16 protein-coding genes are annotated in these 19,450 nt (G+C 72.1%); 12 read left to right on the forward strand and 4 right to left on the reverse strand.

Annotated elements, in window-relative coordinates; translation table 11 throughout:
• Positions 1 to 49 precede the first annotated feature (49 nt).
• Positions 50 to 538, forward strand: a complete 489-nt coding sequence (locus tag OG587_RS21505) for a hypothetical protein (protein ID WP_329093002.1) — start codon at positions 50 to 52, stop codon at positions 536 to 538.
• Position 539: 1 nt separating this feature from the next.
• On the opposite strand, the gene OG587_RS21510 is transcribed toward OG587_RS21505, so the two are convergent.
• On the reverse strand, positions 540 to 2,525 hold the full coding sequence (locus OG587_RS21510) for a hypothetical protein (protein WP_329093004.1): 1,986 nt from the start codon (positions 2,523 to 2,525) through the stop codon (positions 540 to 542).
• Positions 2,526 to 2,933: 408 nt separating this feature from the next.
• Here OG587_RS21510 and OG587_RS21515 point away from each other — a divergent pair, with 408 nt between their 5' ends.
• The 9 genes from OG587_RS21515 (at position 2,934) to OG587_RS21555 (ending at position 15,781) form a co-directional block, all read left to right on the forward strand.
• Positions 2,934 to 4,406: an amidohydrolase gene (locus OG587_RS21515; RefSeq protein ID WP_329093005.1), complete on the forward strand. Its 1,473-nt coding sequence runs from the start codon at positions 2,934 to 2,936 to the stop codon at positions 4,404 to 4,406.
• Between the two features lie 336 nt (positions 4,407 to 4,742).
• Positions 4,743 to 6,902 carry a primosomal protein N' gene (locus OG587_RS21520; RefSeq protein WP_329093008.1) on the forward strand — a complete coding sequence of 720 codons (2,160 nt, stop codon included), beginning with the start codon at positions 4,743 to 4,745 and terminating at the stop codon, positions 6,900 to 6,902.
• Between the two features lie 49 nt (positions 6,903 to 6,951).
• Positions 6,952 to 8,619, forward strand: coding sequence for a hypothetical protein (locus OG587_RS21525; protein ID WP_329093010.1), 1,668 nt, complete (start codon positions 6,952 to 6,954; stop codon positions 8,617 to 8,619).
• A gap of 40 nt (positions 8,620 to 8,659) precedes the next feature.
• Positions 8,660 to 10,036, forward strand: a complete 1,377-nt coding sequence (locus OG587_RS21530; protein ID WP_329093012.1) for a hypothetical protein — start codon at positions 8,660 to 8,662, stop codon at positions 10,034 to 10,036.
• Between the two features lie 266 nt (positions 10,037 to 10,302).
• Positions 10,303 to 10,851 carry a peptide deformylase gene (def, locus tag OG587_RS21535; RefSeq protein WP_329093014.1) on the forward strand — a complete coding sequence of 183 codons (549 nt, stop codon included), beginning with the start codon at positions 10,303 to 10,305 and terminating at the stop codon, positions 10,849 to 10,851.
• Positions 10,852 to 10,856: 5 nt separating this feature from the next.
• On the forward strand, positions 10,857 to 11,786 hold the full coding sequence (gene fmt, locus OG587_RS21540) for a methionyl-tRNA formyltransferase (protein WP_329093015.1): 930 nt from the start codon (positions 10,857 to 10,859) through the stop codon (positions 11,784 to 11,786).
• A gap of 5 nt (positions 11,787 to 11,791) precedes the next feature.
• Positions 11,792 to 13,501 (forward strand): RsmB/NOP family class I SAM-dependent RNA methyltransferase, encoded by a 1,710-nt coding sequence (locus OG587_RS21545; RefSeq protein ID WP_329093017.1) that lies wholly within the window; start codon positions 11,792 to 11,794, stop codon positions 13,499 to 13,501.
• Positions 13,502 to 13,639: 138 nt separating this feature from the next.
• Positions 13,640 to 15,493 (forward strand): asparagine synthase (glutamine-hydrolyzing), encoded by a 1,854-nt coding sequence (gene asnB / locus OG587_RS21550; protein WP_329093019.1) that lies wholly within the window; start codon positions 13,640 to 13,642, stop codon positions 15,491 to 15,493.
• Positions 15,494 to 15,568: 75 nt separating this feature from the next.
• Complete coding sequence (locus tag OG587_RS21555; RefSeq protein ID WP_329093021.1) at positions 15,569 to 15,781, forward strand: twin-arginine translocase TatA/TatE family subunit; 213 nt, start codon at positions 15,569 to 15,571, stop codon at positions 15,779 to 15,781.
• Positions 15,782 to 15,794: 13 nt separating this feature from the next.
• Here the strand turns inward: OG587_RS21555 and OG587_RS21560 are convergent, their stop codons facing one another.
• Complete coding sequence (locus OG587_RS21560) at positions 15,795 to 16,193, reverse strand: hypothetical protein (protein ID WP_329093023.1); 399 nt, start codon at positions 16,191 to 16,193, stop codon at positions 15,795 to 15,797.
• Positions 16,190 to 17,557, reverse strand: a complete 1,368-nt coding sequence (gene tnpB, locus OG587_RS21565; protein ID WP_329093025.1) for an IS607 family element RNA-guided endonuclease TnpB — start codon at positions 17,555 to 17,557, stop codon at positions 16,190 to 16,192. Before tnpB ends, OG587_RS21560 begins: the two co-directional genes overlap by 4 nt.
• A gap of 52 nt (positions 17,558 to 17,609) precedes the next feature.
• Between tnpB and OG587_RS21570 the strand changes: the two genes are divergently transcribed.
• Positions 17,610 to 17,810: a hypothetical protein gene (locus tag OG587_RS21570; RefSeq protein WP_329093027.1), complete on the forward strand. Its 201-nt coding sequence runs from the start codon at positions 17,610 to 17,612 to the stop codon at positions 17,808 to 17,810.
• 86 nt (positions 17,811 to 17,896) lie between these two features.
• Here OG587_RS21570 and OG587_RS21575 read toward each other — a convergent pair whose 3' ends face one another.
• Positions 17,897 to 18,490: a hypothetical protein gene (locus tag OG587_RS21575; protein ID WP_329093029.1), complete on the reverse strand. Its 594-nt coding sequence runs from the start codon at positions 18,488 to 18,490 to the stop codon at positions 17,897 to 17,899.
• 98 nt (positions 18,491 to 18,588) lie between these two features.
• Between OG587_RS21575 and rpe the strand changes: the two genes are divergently transcribed.
• The gene (gene rpe, locus OG587_RS21580) at positions 18,589 to 19,275 is read left to right on the forward strand and encodes a ribulose-phosphate 3-epimerase (protein WP_329093030.1); all 687 of its coding nucleotides are present in this window, start codon (positions 18,589 to 18,591) and stop codon (positions 19,273 to 19,275) included.
• The last annotated feature ends 175 nt before the right edge of the window (positions 19,276 to 19,450 follow it).

The following is a 19,450-nucleotide window of genomic DNA, read 5'->3' on the forward strand; positions in this document are numbered from 1 at the left end:
GGCTTTTCCGGGAAATCACTTTATTGTTAGGCATCATTGGAGTTGGGTGATGTTGGTTGACGTGAACGGAGAGCCCGTGATGCACCTCGATTGCGCCCGTGTCGGGTCGGCTGCGATCGTCGCCTTGGGGGTACTGGTGTTGGGGGCGTGCTCCTCTGAACCTCCGGGGCCGACGGTGGCTCAGGCCGAGGTGACATTGAAGGCCGACATCGACTGGTTGGTGAAGTCGACCCACGCAAAAGATGTCACGGTGACGGACGAGGGTGGCAAGGACATCCCCTGCGGAGAGGGGATGGCGAAGCGAACATATGGAGTTGCCGGAGTGGACGCTTCCAGCGTCGACGAACCGGTCATTATATTCAACATGCTGACCGGCGGCCTGGGGAGGCGTGGATATAAAGTTGTTTCCGTTGACTGGAAAACGCCGAGCAATGAGTCTGTCAAGGGTGAATCGCGTGTCAAAATCACTGTCGACTCTTCGAAGAAAAAGCGCTTCGAACTTTCCGGTGAGACTCAATGCCTTAGGGTCGCTTTGTGAACTACCCCAAGGGGCTGGGGTTTGTTTGCGTGTTGTCCTTGGCTCCCCCGAAAGCGTTGTTGAGCCGGGTGGCCGCCTCTCCGACGGTGCTGTCGTCTCCGCTGCCCGAGCCGTTGCGGATCAGCCAGTCGGCGAGGTTCTTCAGCGCCTTCGGATCCTTGGCCAACTCGTTGAAGGGGAGCAGGTTGCCGTCTTTCCCGGTGATGGGAGGCTGGCCGAAGGCCGGATCGTTCGGGGGCACCGGGTAGGAGAACCCGTAGCGCTTCAACTCGTGAAAGATCCAGTATTCACGCCCAAGGGTGGCCAGGCGGTTGTTCTCCTTGAGTTCGTCCAGGCGGGTTCCATCGATGTCCTTGTGCGAGTCGATGGTCTCGCTCATGGACTTGCTGATCATCAACCAGACCAGCTCGTCGGCCGCGTCCAGAGCCAGACTCTTACCCGACGCGTCCAGTGCTGCGGCCCCCAGCTCCCCGATGCCGAACCCCACGATGTCGACTCCCAAGCCCAGGAGGAAGAAGAGTCGATCCCTCATCTTCTGGTCGTACTCATCCATTTTCCCCTGGACCTCGTTCGCCGCGGCGAACTGCATGCCGGAAACGTAGCCCAGGCTCGCGAAGGTGTTTCCGAGGTGCTTGATGCCTGCCCCGCGGTCCTTGGCGCCCGCCTCGTCCATCAGGTGCCTGGAGAACCTGCCCATTCCCGCGTCGAACGGCTTCATCCGCTCCGCCGAATCGGCGAAGATCTTGATGAAACGGTAGGTGTCACCGGGGCTGAGGCGGAACTTCGGATGCAGGCCGGCGGTGAGCGTGGTGGTTTTCTCGAACGCGCTGTCCTGCGTTCGGTTGGCGTCTCCGGCATTGGCACCCTCGATCATCTCGGCGGCGTAGGCGCCCGCGAGCATCGACATGAAGATTCTCGCGCCCTTCGCCACCTCCATCGGCTGTCCCTCCGGATCGCGGAAGTCCGCTCTGGTCCGGAGGTCGCCCATGGTCGTCATGACGTTGAAGGCGAATCGCACCGCTTCGGGGCCGGGGGAGCGTTTCTCGAAGACACCGGCCCCGGCGGCGAGCATCCGGCCGAACTCCGCCTCGGGGTCGAAGGCGATCGCGTCGTGCTCGTTGGTGTAGAGCGCGACCTCCCGGTTGAGCTCGGAGAACAGATCCCGGAGATCTTCGCGCGACAGGTCGTTGAACAGGGCCCTCGCCGTTTCGGGATTGTTGGCCAGGGCGGACAGGAAGTGGTTCAGGTCGGCGGTCCAGCGGGCGAGGACCTCGTCGCCGGGGGACTTCCGGACGCGGGGACGGATCACCTCGGTAAGCCACCCGGAGGGGAACCTGCCGTGGCCGAGCACCAGGCCCAGGCCGGATGCCTGCATCTTCCCGAGGCTCTCCGGCTCCCAGGCCGGGCCGAGCGTTTTCGGTCGCCGGGCCACCGCCGTGGCGAGAGCCTCCCCCATGGTCTTCCAGTGCTCCTTGGCGGACTCGCCACCGTAGTGATTCAGCTTCCGAAGCGCCGCCGCCGCGCCCTGCGGGCCGAGGGTGGCGAAGAACCCCGCGGTGAAGTCGGCGTCCTTCCGCCGGTCGGCGAGCCGGTCGAAGATCCGGTCGTGGTCGTCTCCGAGGGAGTAGGGGGCCGGGTGTCCCAGGGCAGTGAGGGTCTCGGCGAGCCTCTCGCCCTCGTCGGTGGCGAGGGCGCGCGTCGTGAGGGCCCTCTCGTCGAAGGCCGTGAGTCCTCCGCCCCCGGGCCCCGGCGTGAGTCCCGGCGGACCCGGCCCCGCAGCCCAGTCGTTCAGGAGGTCGGGCTCCTGGATCAGCTGGTTGCGCCTGCGTAGCCGCGGGATCTCCTGGTCCAGCCAGCCTTCGATCTCTCGGATCCGCAGCGCCGCGGACCGGTCGGCGTCCACGGAGGAAAGCGCCCTGAGGATTGCCGAGATCTCCTCGCCCACCACTTTCCGCGCCTGCTCCAGCGACGCGATGAATCGTTCCATCAACTCCGGATTGATTCCCGAGTATTCACCCGGAGATGACCCGTTTTCCGATGACGCAGGCGGCGTCGGCCCCATATCGAAAGTCTCCTGCCGAAGGCGGTCCACGTTCACCTTAAGCACCCGGATCGCGGCCGGACAGCAGTTCGGTCGCCCGGGAGCGCGCGGAATGCGGTGCGGGAGAGCGGAGCACCGGTTCCGGTCTCTCGCACGGGCGGCGGCGCGGTGCGTGACAACTCTCTTGCACGGGCGGCGCGGTGCGTGCCAATGCTGTGTATGCCAATGCGGTGCGTGCCAATGGGGGGAGAACGATATTCGGGAGGAACGACGGCCGGGAGGAACGCCGGTCCCCGGGGGAGCGCGCGTCGGCCGTCCGCCTAAGTCCTCCTAAGTCCGCCTAATCTCTGCCTTATGTCCTCACCGTCTTCTCGCCTGCTGCTGCGCAACGCGCGGCTGGGTCCCGGCGGCCCGCTCCGCCACGTCCTGATCGTCGGCGGCCGGGTCGCGGAGGTGGCCGCAGAGCCGCCCCCCTGCGACGAGTCCGTCGACGTCGGGGGCGGCACCCTCCTGCCGGGCCTGTGGGACGCGCACGTGCACTCCGCGCAGTGGGCGCAGGCCCGGCGCAGGATCGACCTGACCTCGGCGCGGTCGGCGCGGGAGGCGGTCGGCCTCGTCGCCCCGCCCTCCGGCGCCGGGGCGTCCGGGGCGTCCGGGTTCACGATCGGCTACGGCTTCCGCGACGCCCTGTGGCCGGACGCGCCGCACAAGTCGCTGCTCCAGGCGGCGGCGCCCGACCGGCCGATCGTCCTGGTCAGCAATGATCTGCACACCGCCTGGTTCAGCCCGGCCGCGCTGGCGGCGATCGGCAGGGGCGGGCACCCGACGGGGGTGCTGCGCGAGCGCGACTGCTACGACGCGATGGCGGAGATGCCCCCGCCGCCCGGGGACGAACTGGACCGCTGGGTCGCTGAGGCCACCACAGCCGCCGCGGCCAGGGGAGTCGTCGGCGTACTGGACTTCGAGTTCGCCGACAACGTCACCGACTGGACCCGGCGGGTCCGGTCGGAGCGGATCGACGTCCGGGTCGGCTGCTCGATCCCGGTGAACCGGCTGGAGGAGGCGATCGGCCGCGGGCTGCGTACCGGCGAGCCCGTCGCGGGTACGGGGGGCCTGCTGGAGGTCGGGCCGGTCAAGACGTTCGTGGACGGGTCACTGAACACCAGGACCGCCTACTGCGCGGACCCGTACCCCGGCGGCGACGCGCGTGGGCTGCTGGAGACGGCGCCGGAGGAGCTGTACGGCGTGATGGCCCTGGCAGCCCGGCACGGGATCGACCCGGCGGTGCACGCGATCGGCGACCTGGCGGTGGGCATCGCGCTGGACGCCTTCGAGCGGACCGGCTGCCCGGGGAGGATCGAGCACGCGCAACTGGTCCGCCCGGAGGACTTCGGGAGGTTCGCCAGGCCAGGCCTGGTCGCGGGCGTGCAACCCGCCCACGCGCCCGACGACCGCGACGTGGCCGACCTGCACTGGTCCGGGCGGACCGGCAGGGCCTTCGCCTACGCCGACCTGCTGGCGGCCGGAGCCGTCATCGAGCTGGGCTCCGACGCCCCGGTGGCGCCGCTCGACCCCTGGGACGGGATCGCCTCGGCGGTGGCCAGGACAGACGACGATCGGCCGCCGTGGCACCCGGAGCAGGCGATCCCGCTGCCGGTGGCGCTCGCGGCGGCCGCCAGGGGACGCGCGGGAGTGCGTCCCGGTGACCCCGCCGACCTGGTGATCACCGAGTACGACCCGGCCGGGCTGGACGGGGACGGCCTGCGCCACATGCCGATCCTCGGCACCCTGCTCGGCGGACGCTGGACCCACCGCCGCTCCATCTGACGCTCCCATGCCAGGCGACCGCCGGAGCGACCGCCGGAGCGACCGTCAAGCGACCGCCGGGTGGCCGCCAAGCGACCCGCCGGAGCAACCGTCAAGCGACCGTCAAACGACCCGCCGGAGCGACCGCCAAGCGACCGCCAAGCGATCGCCGGGCGACCGCTCCGGCGGGTCGCGGCCGGGCGGCGGGTCGAGCCTCCGTCCGACCGGCTCCGGCGGCGGTCCCGTCGGGCACGTCTCCCGTCCTCCCGGCCCGGTCCCGGCCCGAGGCCGGCCCGGGACCGGCCCGCCTCCCCCGCCGTCGTCTGGGCGGGGGCCAGGGTCTGGTAGGACAGGTGGGTGACCCACGCCAGCCCCTCGCCGGACGACGACGCCCTGCTGCCGCTCGACGCCGTCCGTGAGCGGCCCGCGCCCGGCGGTCCCGCGAGGGCGCGGGGCGGCACCGGCAAGGCCGCCAGGCCGGCCAGGGTCGTCAGGGCCGCGGGGACGGCCAGGCCGGCGGGGGTGGCCGAGCCGGTCAGGGGGGTGCCGGAGCCGGCCGCCGAGCTGCCGGTCGCGCGGGTCGTCGTCGACACGCCGCTGCCGCACCTCGACCGGCTGTTCGACTATCTCGTCCCCGCCCCCCTGGACGCCGCCGCCGTGCCGGGGACCCGGGTCCGCGTCCGGTTCGCGGGCAAGCTTGTCGACGGCTTCCTTCTGGAACGGGTGGAGACCACCGAGCACGAGGGCAAACTGACCCGCCTGGAGAGGATCGTCTCCGCCGAGCCCGTGCTCACCCCGGAGATCGCCGCGCTGGCCCGCGCGGTGGCCGACCACTACGCCGGGACCATGGCCGACGTCCTGCGCCTGGCCGTCCCGCCCCGCCACGCCAGGGTCGAGGCCGAGACCCCCGCCCCGGCCCCCCAGGACCCGGCGCGGGGAGTGGGAACGGGACCCGGGCCGTGGGCGGACTACCCGGAGGGGGAGGCGTTCCTGGCGGCCCTGGCGCGGGGGGGCTCCCCCCGCGCGGTGTGGACCGCCCTGCCCGGAACCGGGGAGAACGGGCCGGGGTGGCCGGAGGCGGTCGCGGTTGCCGTCCGGGAGACCCTGCGTGGGGGCAGGGGGGCCCTCGTGGTGCTTCCCGACGGCAAGGACGTGGCCCTGCTCGACGCGGCCCTGAGCGCCGTCCTGGAGCCCGGCGCGCACGTGGCGCTCACGGCCGACCTGGGGCCCGCCGAGCGCTACCGGCGGTGGCTGCGGGTGGCCAGGGGGCAGGTGCCGGTCGCGGCCGGGACCAGGGGCGCGGCGTTCGCCCCGGTCAGGGATCTCGGGCTCGCGGTCATCTGGGACGACGGCGACGACCTGCACTCCGAGCGGCTCGCCCCCTATCCCCACGCCAGGGAGGTTCTCGCCCTGCGCGCCCACCGGGCGCGGGCGGGCCTGCTCATCGGGGGATACGCCCGTACGGCGGAGGCCACCCAGCTCATCGCGGCGGGCTGGGCCGGGCCGATCGTCGCGACCCGCGAGACGGTCAGGGCCAGGGCGCCGAGGGTCCGCCCGGCGGGGGAGGACTCGGAGCTGGCCAGGGACGAGGCGGCCAGGGCCGCCCGGCTGCCCAGCCTCGCCTGGCGGACCCTGCGCGCCGGGCTGGAGAGCGGCCCCGTGCTGGTGCAGGTCCCCCGGCGGGGCTACCTGCCCGCGCTGGCGTGCCAGAGCTGCCGGGCACCGGCCCGCTGCGGGCACTGCGGCGGCCCGTTCGCGCTGCGCGGCGGCCACGTGGCCCCGTACTGCCGCTGGTGCGGCCGGATCGCGGGTGACTGGCGCTGCCCGTCCTGCGGGGGCGTCCGGGTGCGTGCCCTGGTGGTCGGTGCCCGCCGTACGGCCGAGGAGCTGGGGCGGGCCTTCCCCTCTGTGCCGGTCAGGACGTCGGGCAGGGACGGGGTGCTCGCCACGGTCGGCGCGGGCCGCGCCCTGGTGGTGGCCACCCCGGGGGCCGAGCCGGTGCCCGAGGGCGGGTACGCGGCGGCGGTGCTGCTGGACGGCTGGGCACTGCTCGGCCGGCCCGACCTGCGCGCCGCCGAGGAGACGCTGCGCCGGTGGATGAACGCGGCGGCCCTGCTGCGGACCTCGGCCGAGCTGGTCGTGCTGGCCGACTCCTCACTGGCCGCCGTGCAGGCTCTGCTGCGCTGGGATCCGGTGAACCATGCCGAGAGAGAACTGGCCGACAGGACAGAACTCGGTTTCCCCCCCGCGGTGAAAATGGCGACGCTCACCGGATCTCCGGCCGCGGTCAGGGAAATGATCGGCGAGATGATCCTGCCCCCCGAGGCACAGGTGCTCGGCCCCGTCCCCGTGGCCTCTCCCAAGGGGGACCAAGTGCGGGAACGCGCCATGGTCCGGATCGCGAGGGGGTCCGGATCGGCACTGGCCACGGCGCTGAAAGGGGCCGCCGGAGTACGCTCCGCGCGCAAGGCTCCGGAGGTGGTCAAGGTATGCATTGACCCCCTAGATGTGATTTGAGTTGTTTCCCCGATTCGCGGTGCTGGCAGTAAGCCGTTAATTTTCCCCTGTGTCGATCGAATGGGTGAATCGGGCCGTAGACGACCTGCGCGCGTGGGGGCGTGCGCACGGCCTGGACGTTGACGTGGACGAGGTGCGGCTGCTCTGCGACTACGCGAGTGACTATCTGGACGTGAACGAGCTGGGTGACTTCACCCCCGTCGCCTTCGAGGAGCTGCTGCTCAACATCTATCCGCGTAAGGTCATCGCCCCCCCGGAGAGTGCCCCCGAGACCGTCGCCGCCGCCCGTACCCTGGTCGACTTCCTGCTCGCCACCGAGGAGATCGGCGGCAAGATGGCCGTCCGGATGAGGGGCGTCCTCGACCGGATCGAACCCGAGATGCCCATCGCCCTCGCCGACACCTCCCGGTTCGGCATGGCCAAGAGTCTCTTCAGCGCGATGGGCGCCGACTCGCTGGAGCGGGCCACCGAGAGCACCGAGAGCGGGTTTCTCTCCGTCTCGGCGGTGCAGGAGGAACCCGCCGTCGAGCACTGCGACTGTCCCGGCTGCTCGCCCCTCCCGCCCGTGCGCCTGGCGCCCCGCGAGACGCTCGCCCAGAGCGCCCTGCGGGTGCCGCTGGTGACCGACGCGCGCAGGCTGGTCCAGTGGATGCTCGCCGGGGGCCGCACCCCGACCCTCAAGGGCCGGCTCAGGGTCCGCGACGCCGCCGAGGCGACCGCCCAGCTCTCGGTGGCCGACCCCGGCCTGCTGTGGGAGCTCGCGGTCCACACCGGCCTGGTGACGGTCGAGGGCACCGCCATCTTCGACGGCGAGGACTTCGACCCGCTCGACATCTGGGCCGCGACGGTCGAGTTCGTCGTCGAGAAGGAGACCGGCGGCGCCGTGACGGGCGACGTCTCCCTCGACGAGGAGCTCTACGGCCTGTGCGACATGCTCTACCGTCTCCAGGCGCCCGTGCCGATCTCCCTCGTCAGGGAGTACCTGGAGGAGATCGGCCTGGTCGAGGACGGCGAGATCGACGTCCCCGAGGCCGTCAGGCGGCTCGCCTACTGCGGGATGGCCGAGCCGGACGACGAACTGCTCGAGCTCAGCCCGCTGGCCCTGTGGGGGCTGCACGAGCTCTACACCGACCTGGGCATCGAGGCGCCCGAGGCGGCCGACCTGACCACCGCCGACGCGCCCGAGCTCATCGAGGGCCTGCTCTCCGGAATGCCCGCCGAGATGGCCGAGGCCGACATCGGGGGCTGGCTGGAGAACAGGACACCGGAGCAGGCGGTCACCGAGCTGCTCGGCTCCGTCTCCGGCGCGCCCTCGGTCGCCAGGGGCGTCGCGGTGACGATCGTCGACCGCCTCGGCCCCGATGCCGAGGAGGCGGTGCGCGCCTTCCTGGAGGAGCCCGAGCTGCGCCCGCACGCCATCCACTGGCTGAGCTCGCGGGGCCTGGAGGCCCCCGCGCTCACCCAGGAGGAGGTGCTCTGGATGAGCGTGGACATGCTCGCCCTCGCCATGCCCGCCGCCGAGGAGGATCCGGAGACGTTCGCCGAGAACATGTCCGCCTCGGGCCCCCCGCCACACGTGATCGAGGAGATGTGGCGGGTCGACCATCCGGAGGTCGTCGACGTCCTTGAGCTGCTCGGACGCTCCCTCAGAGATCACGGAGCGGCCAAGGCGGCCCGCAAGGCGGCCTTCAAGGCACGTTCCCGCGCCATCGGCTGAGCCGTGTATGCGTGAGGCGCGAGTGCAGTAAGTTTCACGGGTGGCAAAGAGCGGGAACAGTGGGAACGTCTTCGACATCGGCGAACTGCGCAGGCTGGTCGACGAGCTGGGAACGGCGCCCCGCGAGCTGCGGGCGGCCGTTCTGGAGGAGTCCGTCACCGCAACGGGCCGCGGCTGCCCCCCGCGTGGCGACGCGCTGAGCTTCCCACCCGTCGACCTCGCCGACGACGCGGAGCTGGCCGCGCGGGTGCCGTACGTGCCGCTGGTGATCGACGCCCAGCGCCTGGCCGCCTGGACCGGCGCCCGCCAGGTGACCCCCGAGGGCCTGCTGCCCGACCCGTTCGCGCCCTGCGCCGAGCTCGGCCTGCCGGGTCCGGCGCGGCTGCACCTGCTCTGGGTGGTCGCGGTCAACACCGGCATGCTCCGCATCTCCCGGGGCAGCGTGACGCCCGGCCCGCTCGTGCTCTCCCCCGACCTGCCGCCCCGGGCGCTGCTGGGATTCTGGGACGGCGTGGTGATGGACGTCCTCGACCGCGCCGACGACGACCTGACCGGTTCCCCCGTGATCGACGACCACCTCGCCGAGATGCTCGCCACGCTGTACGCCGTGCGCGAGGGGCTGTCCACCGCGACCCTGGCGAAGGGCATCCTGCAGTCGCACCAGGTGGCCTGCGGGGCTCGCCAGGCGGAGATGCGGGTGCTGGCCGGCGCGCTTCCCGCCCAGCTGGAGTCGGCCCTGTCGCTTCTGGGCTACTGCGGGCTGGTCGAGACCTCGCGGGCGGACCGGCCGAGGCTGACCCCGCTCGGCATGTGGGCCGTCCGCCAGGACCTGATGCGGGAGGGCCACGACGCGCCGACGGGCGCCGAGGTCGCCGTCTTCACCGACCTGGGCGCGGCCGAGCTGGTCGAGGCGATCATGAAGGGTTCCGCCGCGCCCAGCGCCGTCACCGTGTGGCTGGAGTCCCGCCACCCCGAGGCCGCCGCCCGCGAGCTGGTCAAGGTCGCCGCCTCGGGCACGGCCGGCCGCCGTGGCGCCGCGGGCACGATCCTGGAGGAGCTCGGCCCCGAGGCCGAGGCCCCGCTGAGGGAGGCGCTCTCCGAGCCCGCCATGTGGCGCTACGCCGCCTCCTGGCTGCACATCCGCGACCTGCCCGCGCCCGCCCTCACGCCCGCCGACAACACCTGGCTCGCGGTCGACTCGCTCGCCTCGCTGCTCGAGCGCGGCGACGCCTCCGAGGCGATCTGCGAGTTCGACGCGCTCGAACCCGGCGAGGACCTCGTCCGCGTGATCGAGGAGATGGCCCTGGCGGACCACCCCGACACCTTCACCGTCCTGGACCTGCTGGGCTCCCGCCACGGTGACGCGGCGGTGGCCAAGTCCGCCCGCAAGGCCGCCATGAAGGCCCGCTCCCGCTGACCCCGGCTCTCCCCCCGGTCCGGGCGGCGGCCCGGGTTCCATCGGTGGCCAAGTCCGCCCGTTCCCGGTAACGGCACGTCGGCCCCCGGTAACGACCCGTTCGCCCCTCCCGGTAACGGCCTGTCCGCTCCCGGCGATGGCCTGTCCGCCCGCTCCCGGCAGCGGCCCGCCCGTCCGGTCCCCGCGCCCGGTCCCGGAGAAGGCCCGGGGGAGGCGGCCGTCGCCCTTAGACTGGGGCAATCCCCTGAAGCGTGAGGAGATCCCTGTTGGCCATTCAGCCGATCCGCCTTTTCGGCGACCCGGTGCTGCGCACTCCCGCCGAGCCGGTCAAGGACTTCGACAAAGAGCTGCGCAAGCTCGTCAAAGACCTCACCGACACGATGATGGACGCGCCGGGGGCCGGGCTGGCGGCGCCGCAGATCGGGGTCGGCCTGCGGGTCTTCACCTACTACGTGGACGACCAGCTCGGGCACCTGATCAACCCCAACCTCGACCTGTCGGAGGACAAGGACGAGGAGGGGGAGGAGGGCTGCCTGTCGTTCCCCGGCCTGTCCTTCCCCACGCCCAGGTCGATACGGGCCGTGGCGACCGGTTTCAGCATGCACGGCGAGCCGGTGACCCTTGAGGGCACCGACCTGATGGCCCGCTGCTTCCAGCACGAGACCGACCACCTCGACGGCGTGCTGTTCATCGACCGGATGGACGTCAAGCAGCGCAAACTCGCCATGAAGGCGATCCGCGAGGCCGACTGGAACGGACTGTCGGCCCCCGCGTTCAAGTTCTCCCCGCACGCCACCCAAGGGAAGGCTCTGTAGGAACCTTGCGCCTGGTCTTCGCCGGAACCCCGGACACCGCCCTGCCCTCGCTGCGGGCCCTGATCGACTCGCCTCGCCACGACGTCGTCGCCGTCGTCACGCGCCCGGACGCCCAGTCGGGCCGGGGCCGCAAGGTCCATCCGAGCCCCGTCGCCGAGCTCGCCGAGGAGGCGGGCATCGAGGTGCTCAGGCCGCCCAAGGCGGGTGACCCGGAGTTTCTCGACCGGCTCGCCGAGCTCGCCCCCGACTGCTGCCCGGTGGTCGCCTACGGCGCGCTCCTGCCGCAGGCCGCCCTGGACATTCCCCGGTACGGCTGGGTCAACCTGCACTTCTCGCTGCTGCCGGCCTGGCGCGGCGCGGCGCCGGTGCAGCACGCCGTGCTCCACGGTGACGCGATCACCGGTGCGGCCACCTTCCGGATCGTCAAGGAGCTGGACGCCGGCCCGGTCTACGGCGTGGTCACCGAGGAGATCCGCCCCGCCGACACCAGCGGGGAGCTGCTCGCCCGGCTCGCCGAGTCCGGTGCGGGGCTGCTGGCGGCCACCCTCGACGGGATCGAGGACGGCAAGCTGGAGGCCGTGCCGCAGCCCGCGGAGGGGGTGAGCCTCGCCCCGAAGATCAGCGTCGACGACGCCAGGGTCGACTGGTCCGCGCCCGCCATGCGGGTCGACCGCCTGGTCCGTGCCTGTGCCCCGGCCCCGGGCGCGTGGACCGGGTTCCGCGGCCAGCGGATCAAGCTGGGGCCCGTGCGACCGGTTCCCGACGCCTCCGGCCTGGCCCCCGGCCAGATCGCGGCGTCCAAGAACTCCGTCCTGGTCGGCACCGCCACCTACCCGGTCGAGCTGGGCGAGGTGCAGCCGCAGGGCAAGCGTCTGATGGGCGCGGGGGAGTGGGCCCGCGGAGTGCGGCCCACCGACGAGGATCGGCTGGCCTGAAGATCATGAGCAGTGGTAACGGCCGTAACGTCCCGCGCGGCGGGGATCACGGCCCGGCGGGCCGCTCACGCGGTGCCGGAGGCAGGGGCAAGGGCGGACGCCCGCCCAAGCCGGTCCGCGACGAGGCGCGCAACGCCGCGTACGACCTGATGCGCGCGGTCGACGAGCGGGACGCCTACGCCAACCTGCTGATGCCCGCGCTGCTGCGCGAGCGCCGCCTCTCCGGGCGCGACGCGGGCCTGGCCACCGAGCTGGCCTACGGCACCCTGCGCGGCCTCGGCACCTACGACGAGATCATCGCGGCCTGCAGCGACCGGGCGCCGGAGGACGTCGACCCGCCGCTGCTGGACGCCGTCCGCCTGGGCGTGCACCAGCTGCTCAAGACGCGGGTCCCCCCGCACGCCGCCGTCGGCACCACGGTCGACCTGGTGCGGCTGCGGGTGGGCATCGGCGCGTCGAAGTACGCCAACGCCGTGCTGCGCAAGGTCTCCACCCGCTCCCTGGAGCAGTGGATCCCGATCGTGGCGCCCGACCCGGCCGACGACCCGGTGGGTCACCTGGCGGTGGCCCACAGCCACCCGAGGTGGATCGTCGACGCCCTGCGCGACGCGGTGGGCGGTGACTTCGACGAGACGGCCGCCCTGCTCGCGGCCGACAACGAGCGTCCCAAGGTGACCCTGGTCGCCCGCCCCGGCCGCTCGTCGGTCAAGGAGCTCCTCGACTCGGGCGCGGAACCCGCCAGATACTCCCCGTACGCGGCCTACCTGCCCGAGGGCGACCCCGGTGCGGTCCTCGCCGTGGCCGAGTCGCGCGCGGCCGTCCAGGACGAGGCCAGCCAGCTCGTCGCGCTGGCCCTGACGCGGGTCCCGGTGGAGGGCTCCGACTCCCGCTGGCTCGACCTGTGCGCGGGGCCCGGCGGCAAGGCGGGCCTGCTCGACGCCATAGCGACCCGCGGCGACGAGGCGGGCCTGGGCGGACCCGGCGCCGAAGGGCCCCTCCTGGCCGCGACGCCCGGACCGGCCACCGGCACGGCCCGGGTCACCGATATGGCCCCGGCCGCCGGTGCGGCCTCGTCCATCGGCACGGCTTCGGCCACCGATACGGCCCAGGCCACCAGCACGGCCTCGTCCACGGGCGCGGCCCAGGACATCGGTACGGCCCCGGTCACCGGTACGGCCACGGGCGCGGCCTCCGGGCCGGGCACGGGCCCGGTGGCCTTCCCCGGCGGGGCACGCCTGCTCGCCGCCGAGCTGCAGTACCACCGGGCGCGGCTGGTGTGGAAGACGACCCGGCAGGCCGCGGTGATCACTGCGGACGGCACCGCGCCCGCCTGGCGGCCCGGGGTCTTCGACCGGGTCATGCTCGACGCCCCCTGCACCGGCCTGGGCGCGCTGCGCCGCCGCCCAGAGGCCCGCTGGCGCCGCGATCCCCGAAGCCTTCCCGAGCTGGGCAGGATCCAGCGCGCCCTGCTCGACTCGGCGATCGACGCGGTCCGTCCCGGTGGCGTCGTCGCGTACGTGACCTGCTCGCCGCACCTGGCCGAGACCGTCGCCGTGGTCGGCGACGTGCTGCGCCGCCGCGACGACGTCGAGGCGCTGGACGCCCGTGAGCACCTGCCCGAGGTCGAGGGGCTGGGCGAGGGGCCGTACGCGCGGTTCTGGCCGCACCGGCACGGCACCGACGCCATGTTCCTGGCCCTGCTGCGCCGCCGCTGAACGAGCGCCTCCCTCCCCTCCGAGGGGGACAACCGGGGTCATCTCCGCAGGTCAGAGGGGGTTGCCTGGGCATATATGGGCACCGCACGCTGTTCGATTGAATGTAACTGCCTCCGAACAGGATGCGGAGTTGTCGAAATGTGCGGAATCTGCGGATGGGTGGACTTCGAGCGCGATCTCCGGCAGGAACAGGCCGTCGCGCAGGCCATGACCGACACCATGGCCTGCCGCGGGCCCGACGACGAGGGGCTGTGGCTCGCCCCGCACGCCGCGATAGGTCACCGGCGCCTCGCCATCATCGACATCGAGGGCGGACGCCAGCCGATGATCGCGGACGAGGACGGGGAACCGCTCGCCGTCCTCACCTACAGCGGCGAGATCTACAACTTCATCGAGTTGCGCGCGGAACTGACCGCCCGCGGCCACCGCTTCCGAACCCAGAGCGACACCGAGGTCCTGCTGCGGGCCTACCTCGAATGGGGCGAGGGCTTCGCCGAACGGCTGAACGGCATGTTCGCCTTCGCGATCTGGGACACCCGCCGTGAGGAGCTGCTGCTCGTCCGGGACCGGATGGGCATCAAGCCGCTGTACTACCAGCCGTTCCCCGGCGGAGTGCTGTTCGGCTCCGAGCCCAAGGCGATCCTCGCCAACCCCCTGGTCGGGACGCCCACGGTCGACGCGGACGGTCTGCGCGAGCTGATCGCCTTCGTCAAGACCCCGGAAAGGGCCGTCTACCAGGGCATGTACGAGGTGCGCCCCGGCTACACCGTCCGGGTGACCCGTGAATACCTGTGCCGCCGCCCCTACTGGAGCCTGGAGTCCCACGAGCACACCGACGACCTCACCACCACCGTCGGGACCGTGCGCGAGCTGCTGGACGACATCGTCACCCGCCAGCTCATCTCCGACGTGCCGCTGTGCACCCTGCTCTCCGGCGGCCTCGACTCCAGCACCATCACGGCGCTGGCCGCCCGCGGGCTGGAGGGGCTCGGGGCCGGGAAGGTCCGGTCGTTCTCCGTCGACTTCACCGGGTACAGCGAGAACTTCACGCCCGACGAGATGCGCGACACCCCCGACACGCCGTACGTGCACGACGTCGTGCGGCACATCGGCGCCGACCACAGCGACATCGTCCTGAACTCCGCCGAGCTCATCGAGCCGGCGGAGCGCGCCGGGGTGCTGAGGGCGCGTGACCTGCCGATCGGCATCGGGGACATGGACACCTCTCTCTACCTGCTGTTCCGCGCCATCCGGAGCCACTCCACGGTGGCGCTGTCCGGCGAGTCCGCCGACGAGGTCTTCGGCGGCTACCGGTGGTTCTTCGATCCCGAGGCGGTCTCCGCGGACACCTTCCCGTGGCTGGTGGCTCCCGGGTTCGGACGGTTCGCCGGGGTGGGGGCGCTCCTCGACGAGGACCTGGCGCGCAAGCTGGACATCCCCGGCTACCGCGCGGACAGCTACCGGCAGGCACTCGACGAGGTGCCCCGGCTGCCGGGCGAGGAGGGCCTGGAACGGCGCATGCGGGAGATCTCCTACCTGCACCTCACCCGGTTCGTGCAGATCCTGCTGGACCGCAAGGACCGGATGAGCATGGCCCACGGGCTGGAGGTCCGGGTGCCGTTCTGCGACCACCGGCTGGTGGAGTACGTCTTCAACGCCCCCTGGGCGTTGAAGACCTTCGACGGGCGGGAGAAGAGCCTGCTGCGCGCCGCCGCCGCGGACCTCCTGCCGCCCTCGGTCCTCGGGCGCCGCAAGAGCCCCTACCCGTCGACGCAGGACCCCTCCTACGAGGAGGCCGTCCGCGCCGAGGTGGTCCGGCTGCTCGACGGCGGGGAGATCGCCGCCGCGCCGCTGATCGACCCGGACAAGGTACGGGTCGTGCTCGACCGGCCGGAGGCGGACGGCGGCCCCACGGGAAGCCGGGCGTCGCTGGAGGGGCTTCTCCAGTTCAACGCCTGGCTGGAGAGGTATCGCGTCCGGGTCAACATCTGACCCGCGCTCTTGAACCCCCGCCCGGCCGGCTTCGGCTCCCGGGGTGGGGACGTTCCATCGGAAGGAGGTCGTCCCATGGCCGATCTGGGACTGTCCGAGCTGCTCATCATCGTGGCGGTGTTCGTCCTGCTGTTCGGTTCCGCGAGGCTGCCCGGCGCCGCCAGGTCGGTGGGCCGCTCCCTGCGCATCTTCAGGGCCGAGGTGACCAGGCCGGACGACGCCTCCCCGCCCCCCGGCGGGACCGGCGACCGGGACGAGCCGCCGCCCGCCCCGCCCGTCTCCCCCTGATGCCTCCGGGCCGTCAGCGCGGCCGGGGCGTGTAGAGGAGCCTCGTCCCGTCCCGGCCGCCGGAGCCGTCCCTGGCCAGGTCGGTCAGGATCCGGCCGTGGAGATCCATCACGCTCGCCGCGTGGCCCTCGCCGTGGCGGCGCCACACCAGCAGATGCTCCTCGTCGTACCAGCGGATCAGATACCGCAGGCTCGTCTCGATCCGGACGAGCGGGGTCCCGGTGGCGGCGTCGTGCACGCAGAGATCCTTGGGACGGTCCGGGCACCACCCGGCCAGCCGCCGCCCGGTGGGGGAGTACGGGTCGAGGATCTCCCCGTCCGGCCTGCCCAGCCGGGGCACGGTGGACAGCGGGGTGCCGTCGACGCCGAACGTGCGCAGCTCGTAGGAGGCGTACCGTTCGCTGGTTCTCAATGTTTCTCTGTGAGGGTTAGCGAGCCGCCGCGTTGCCGTGGCGGCGTTCTCCCTTCCGGGAGTTCCCGTTTCACCGGGGCGAGCCTGGCGCGAACGACAGGGCTTACCGCTCCTCCACGGGCGTTTACCGTCTCCCCGCAACTCTGGGCGACGCCGGCCGCGAGCGCGGCCAGATTCAGCGCGGCATTCAGATCCCGATCCAGGACCAGGCCACACTCGCTACAGGTGTATTCACGGTCGGACAGGGCGAGTTTGGCCTTCACCGCGCCGCATCCCGAACACGTCTTACTGGAAGGAAACCAACGGTCGGCGACCACCAGCCCGCCGCCGCTCCACCCGGTCTTGTAAGTGAGTTGCCGCCGCACCTCGGCCATCCCGGTATCGGCGACCGCGCGGGCGAGGCCGCGATTGGCGAGCATCCCGGAGACGTTCAGGTCCTCGACCACCACCATGCCATAGGTGACCGCCAACCGAGTGGTGAGCTTGTGCAGGCCATCACGCCGCTGGTTGGCGACCCGTGCGTGTGCCCTGCCGAGCGCCGCCTTGGTTTTGGCCCAGCGGGCTGAGGCCTGCCGTCTGGCGCCGTCCGGGGTGCGGGGGCCGACGCGGCGGGCGAGCTGTTTGTTCAGCCTGCGCAGCCGTTTCAGCGCCGAGCGGTGGTGCCTGGGGCTGGCGATGACCTCGCCGGTGGACAGCACCGCGAGATCCTTCACCCCCAGATCGACCCCGACGACGGCGTCCGGCCTGGCCGGGACGCGTTCGGCACGGTCGATCTCGCAGGTGAACGCCACGAACCACCGGCCTCCCTCGGCGCGAACGGTGGCCGACAGGACGCGTCCCGTCCGGCGCTCCAGGTGGCGGGCGAGTTTGCGGGTGGACTCGTGGGTGCGGATGGTTCCCAGCCGGGGCAGCGTCACGTGACGGCGATCGACCTCCACCCGGATGGTGCCGGTGGTGAACCGGCACGACAAGGCAGCGCGGTGCTTGGCCTTGAATCGGGGGAACCCGACCGTCTTGCCTGCCCGCACGCCTTTACGGGAAGCCGCCCAGTTCTTCAACGCCCGCGCGAGGCCGTCCAGGCCGGTGTTGTAGGCCTCCTTGGAGTTCTCCGCCCACCACGGGGCGACGACGTCCTTGGATGCGTTCCAGGCGCGTCGCAGGTCATACAACGACCACGGCACCTCGGTCAACGCCCCATCCGCGATGCCGTAGGACCGCTCAGCCGCACGCTGGTCCATCGCCGCCTTGACGCGGGCCAGGCCCCAGTTGAACGCGAACCGCGCCGCCCCGCAATGCGAGGCCGGCAGACGCGCCTGCTCGGGGGTGGGGTCGAGGGCGTAGTGGTAGGCCTGATGAACCCGCACTACCCCTCCCCTGTCACGGTACGTCGCCGAATATGAACTTACCGTGGACATCATGATCGATGACTACCTGACCAGCGAAAAGGCATGCGCCCGCCTTGGCATCACCTGGCGCACCCCCGACAACCCGCCCAAACGCTCTGAAGGGTCCCTGGCGGCCCATCAAGGTCGGCCCCGCCCGCTGCGGCCCGCTGATCAACTCGATGCCTGGCGTGCTGTTCATCCCACTAGACGGAAGAAGCACAACAAGGGCTGACGAACGCTGATGAAAAGCCGAGCAGTTCGTTACCCTCTCCCTGGTCGGTGTAGAAGTCGCCGAGGCCTGCGCCTACGCCCAGCCGGTCACCACGGCACCCGCGATGATCGTCGCGAGTCCCCGGTCACGGTGAGCCCGAGCCACTTGAGCGGCCAGGCGGTCGCGGGCACTCCTCCCCGCCCGCCCCAGCCGGGCGGGGAGGCGAGGGCGGCCGCGGCGTCCTCCTCGGTCAGCGGCGCCGAGAGCGTCGCGAGCGTGCGCCCGTCGGCGGGGTCGAGGAGGGTGAGCCCCTCGACGAGGATCCTCCCCGCCGCCGCGCCCACGAGGTGGAAGAACGGCCGGGCCGGGCCGTCTCCGACGTAGCCCGAGAGGACGCTCCAGGTCCGCAAGCCGGTCAGGGCGTCGATCACGAGGTGGCGGCCGGTGGAGGCGGTGCTCGATTTTTCCTCCCAGCGATCCTCCTCCGGGTCCATCGGTTTCCCGGACTTTTCCATCAGCACGTCGAACGCGTCCAGCGGCTCACCTTCCCGGGTGCTTTTCCAGAGCACCCGGCCGGTGCGGGAAACCCTCGCGCTGAGGATCCCGTCCTCCTCGGAAACGCGGATTCCGGCGATCGGTGACGGCTCGGCGGTACGGGGCCGGGACGCTGGAACTGCGGCGGGCGGGACGTGGTCGGCCACTACGGACCGGGCGTCCCGTGGGGGTTCGGCCCCTCGGCCCGGCCCCGCTCCGAGGGGGAGGACGGGCAGCGGGCCCCCGCCGCTAGAATCGGCCAATCATGGCCGTACAGATCTCGCCCAGCATCCTGTCCGCCGACTTCGCCCGCCTCGCCGAGGCGGCCGCGGCGGTGCCCAACGCCGACTGGCTGCACGTGGACGTCATGGACAACCACTTCGTGCCCAACCTGACCCTCGGGCTGCCGGTCGTCGAGTCCCTGCTCAAGGCGACCTCGACGCCGCTCGACTGCCACCTCATGATCGAAGATCCGGACCGCTGGGCCCCCGCCTACGCCGAGGCCGGTGTCGGGAGCGTGACCATCCACGTGGAGGCGGCCAAGGCCCCGGTGCGCACGCTGCGCCAGATCCGCCAGGCGGGCGCCCGCGCGGGCCTGGCACTGAACCCGGCCACCCCCGTCGAGCCGTACGAGGACCTGCTCGGCGAGCTCGACATGCTGCTGCTGATGACCGTCGACCCCGGTTTCGGCGGGCAGAAGTTCCTCGACATCGTGCTGCCCAAGATCCGCAGGGCTCGCGAGCTCGTCGACCGGCACGGCGGGCAGATATGGCTCCAGGTGGACGGCGGCGTCTCCGACACGACGATCGAGCGCTGCGCGGAGGCGGGCGCCGACGTCTTCGTGGCGGGCAACGCCGTCTACGGGGCGGAGGACCCGGCCCGCGCGGTCGACGGCCTGCGCGCCCTGGCCACGTCCGCCGAGCCGCCGGGCCGCCGCCTCGGCGGCCACTGAGCCCCGCCCCGGCCCGCCGGAGGGGGCCGGCCGTTCGAGCGGGGCCGGGCTCCTCCCAACGGCGCTCCCCTTGGCGTCAGACAGCGTCAGAGGCCTTTACCGTCGGAGGGCGGGACCCCGATATTGGGGTCCCGCCCTCCGATGTTCCCGGGGAGCCGCGGGGGGACGCGGCGGA

This window comes from Streptosporangium sp. NBC_01469 (genome assembly GCF_036227305.1).
Taxonomy (GTDB): Bacteria; Actinomycetota; Actinomycetes; order Streptosporangiales; family Streptosporangiaceae; genus Streptosporangium.

Bases quoted from the DNA above. Each gene is read 5' to 3' on its own strand.
- OG587_RS21505 (WP_329093002.1), top strand. From the start codon at position 50: ATGTTGGTTGACGTGAACGGAGAGCCCGTGATGCACCTCGATTGCGCC.
- OG587_RS21510 (WP_329093004.1), bottom strand. From the start codon at position 2,525: ATGGAACGATTCATCGCGTCGCTGGAGCAGGCGCGGAAAGTGGTGGGC.
- OG587_RS21515 (WP_329093005.1), top strand. From the start codon at position 2,934: ATGTCCTCACCGTCTTCTCGCCTGCTGCTGCGCAACGCGCGGCTGGGT.
- OG587_RS21545 (WP_329093017.1), top strand. From the start codon at position 11,792: ATGAGCAGTGGTAACGGCCGTAACGTCCCGCGCGGCGGGGATCACGGC.
- asnB (WP_329093019.1), top strand. From the start codon at position 13,640: ATGTGCGGAATCTGCGGATGGGTGGACTTCGAGCGCGATCTCCGGCAG.
- OG587_RS21555 (WP_329093021.1), top strand. From the start codon at position 15,569: ATGGCCGATCTGGGACTGTCCGAGCTGCTCATCATCGTGGCGGTGTTC.
- OG587_RS21570 (WP_329093027.1), top strand. From the start codon at position 17,610: ATGATCGATGACTACCTGACCAGCGAAAAGGCATGCGCCCGCCTTGGC.
- rpe (WP_329093030.1), top strand. From the start codon at position 18,589: ATGGCCGTACAGATCTCGCCCAGCATCCTGTCCGCCGACTTCGCCCGC.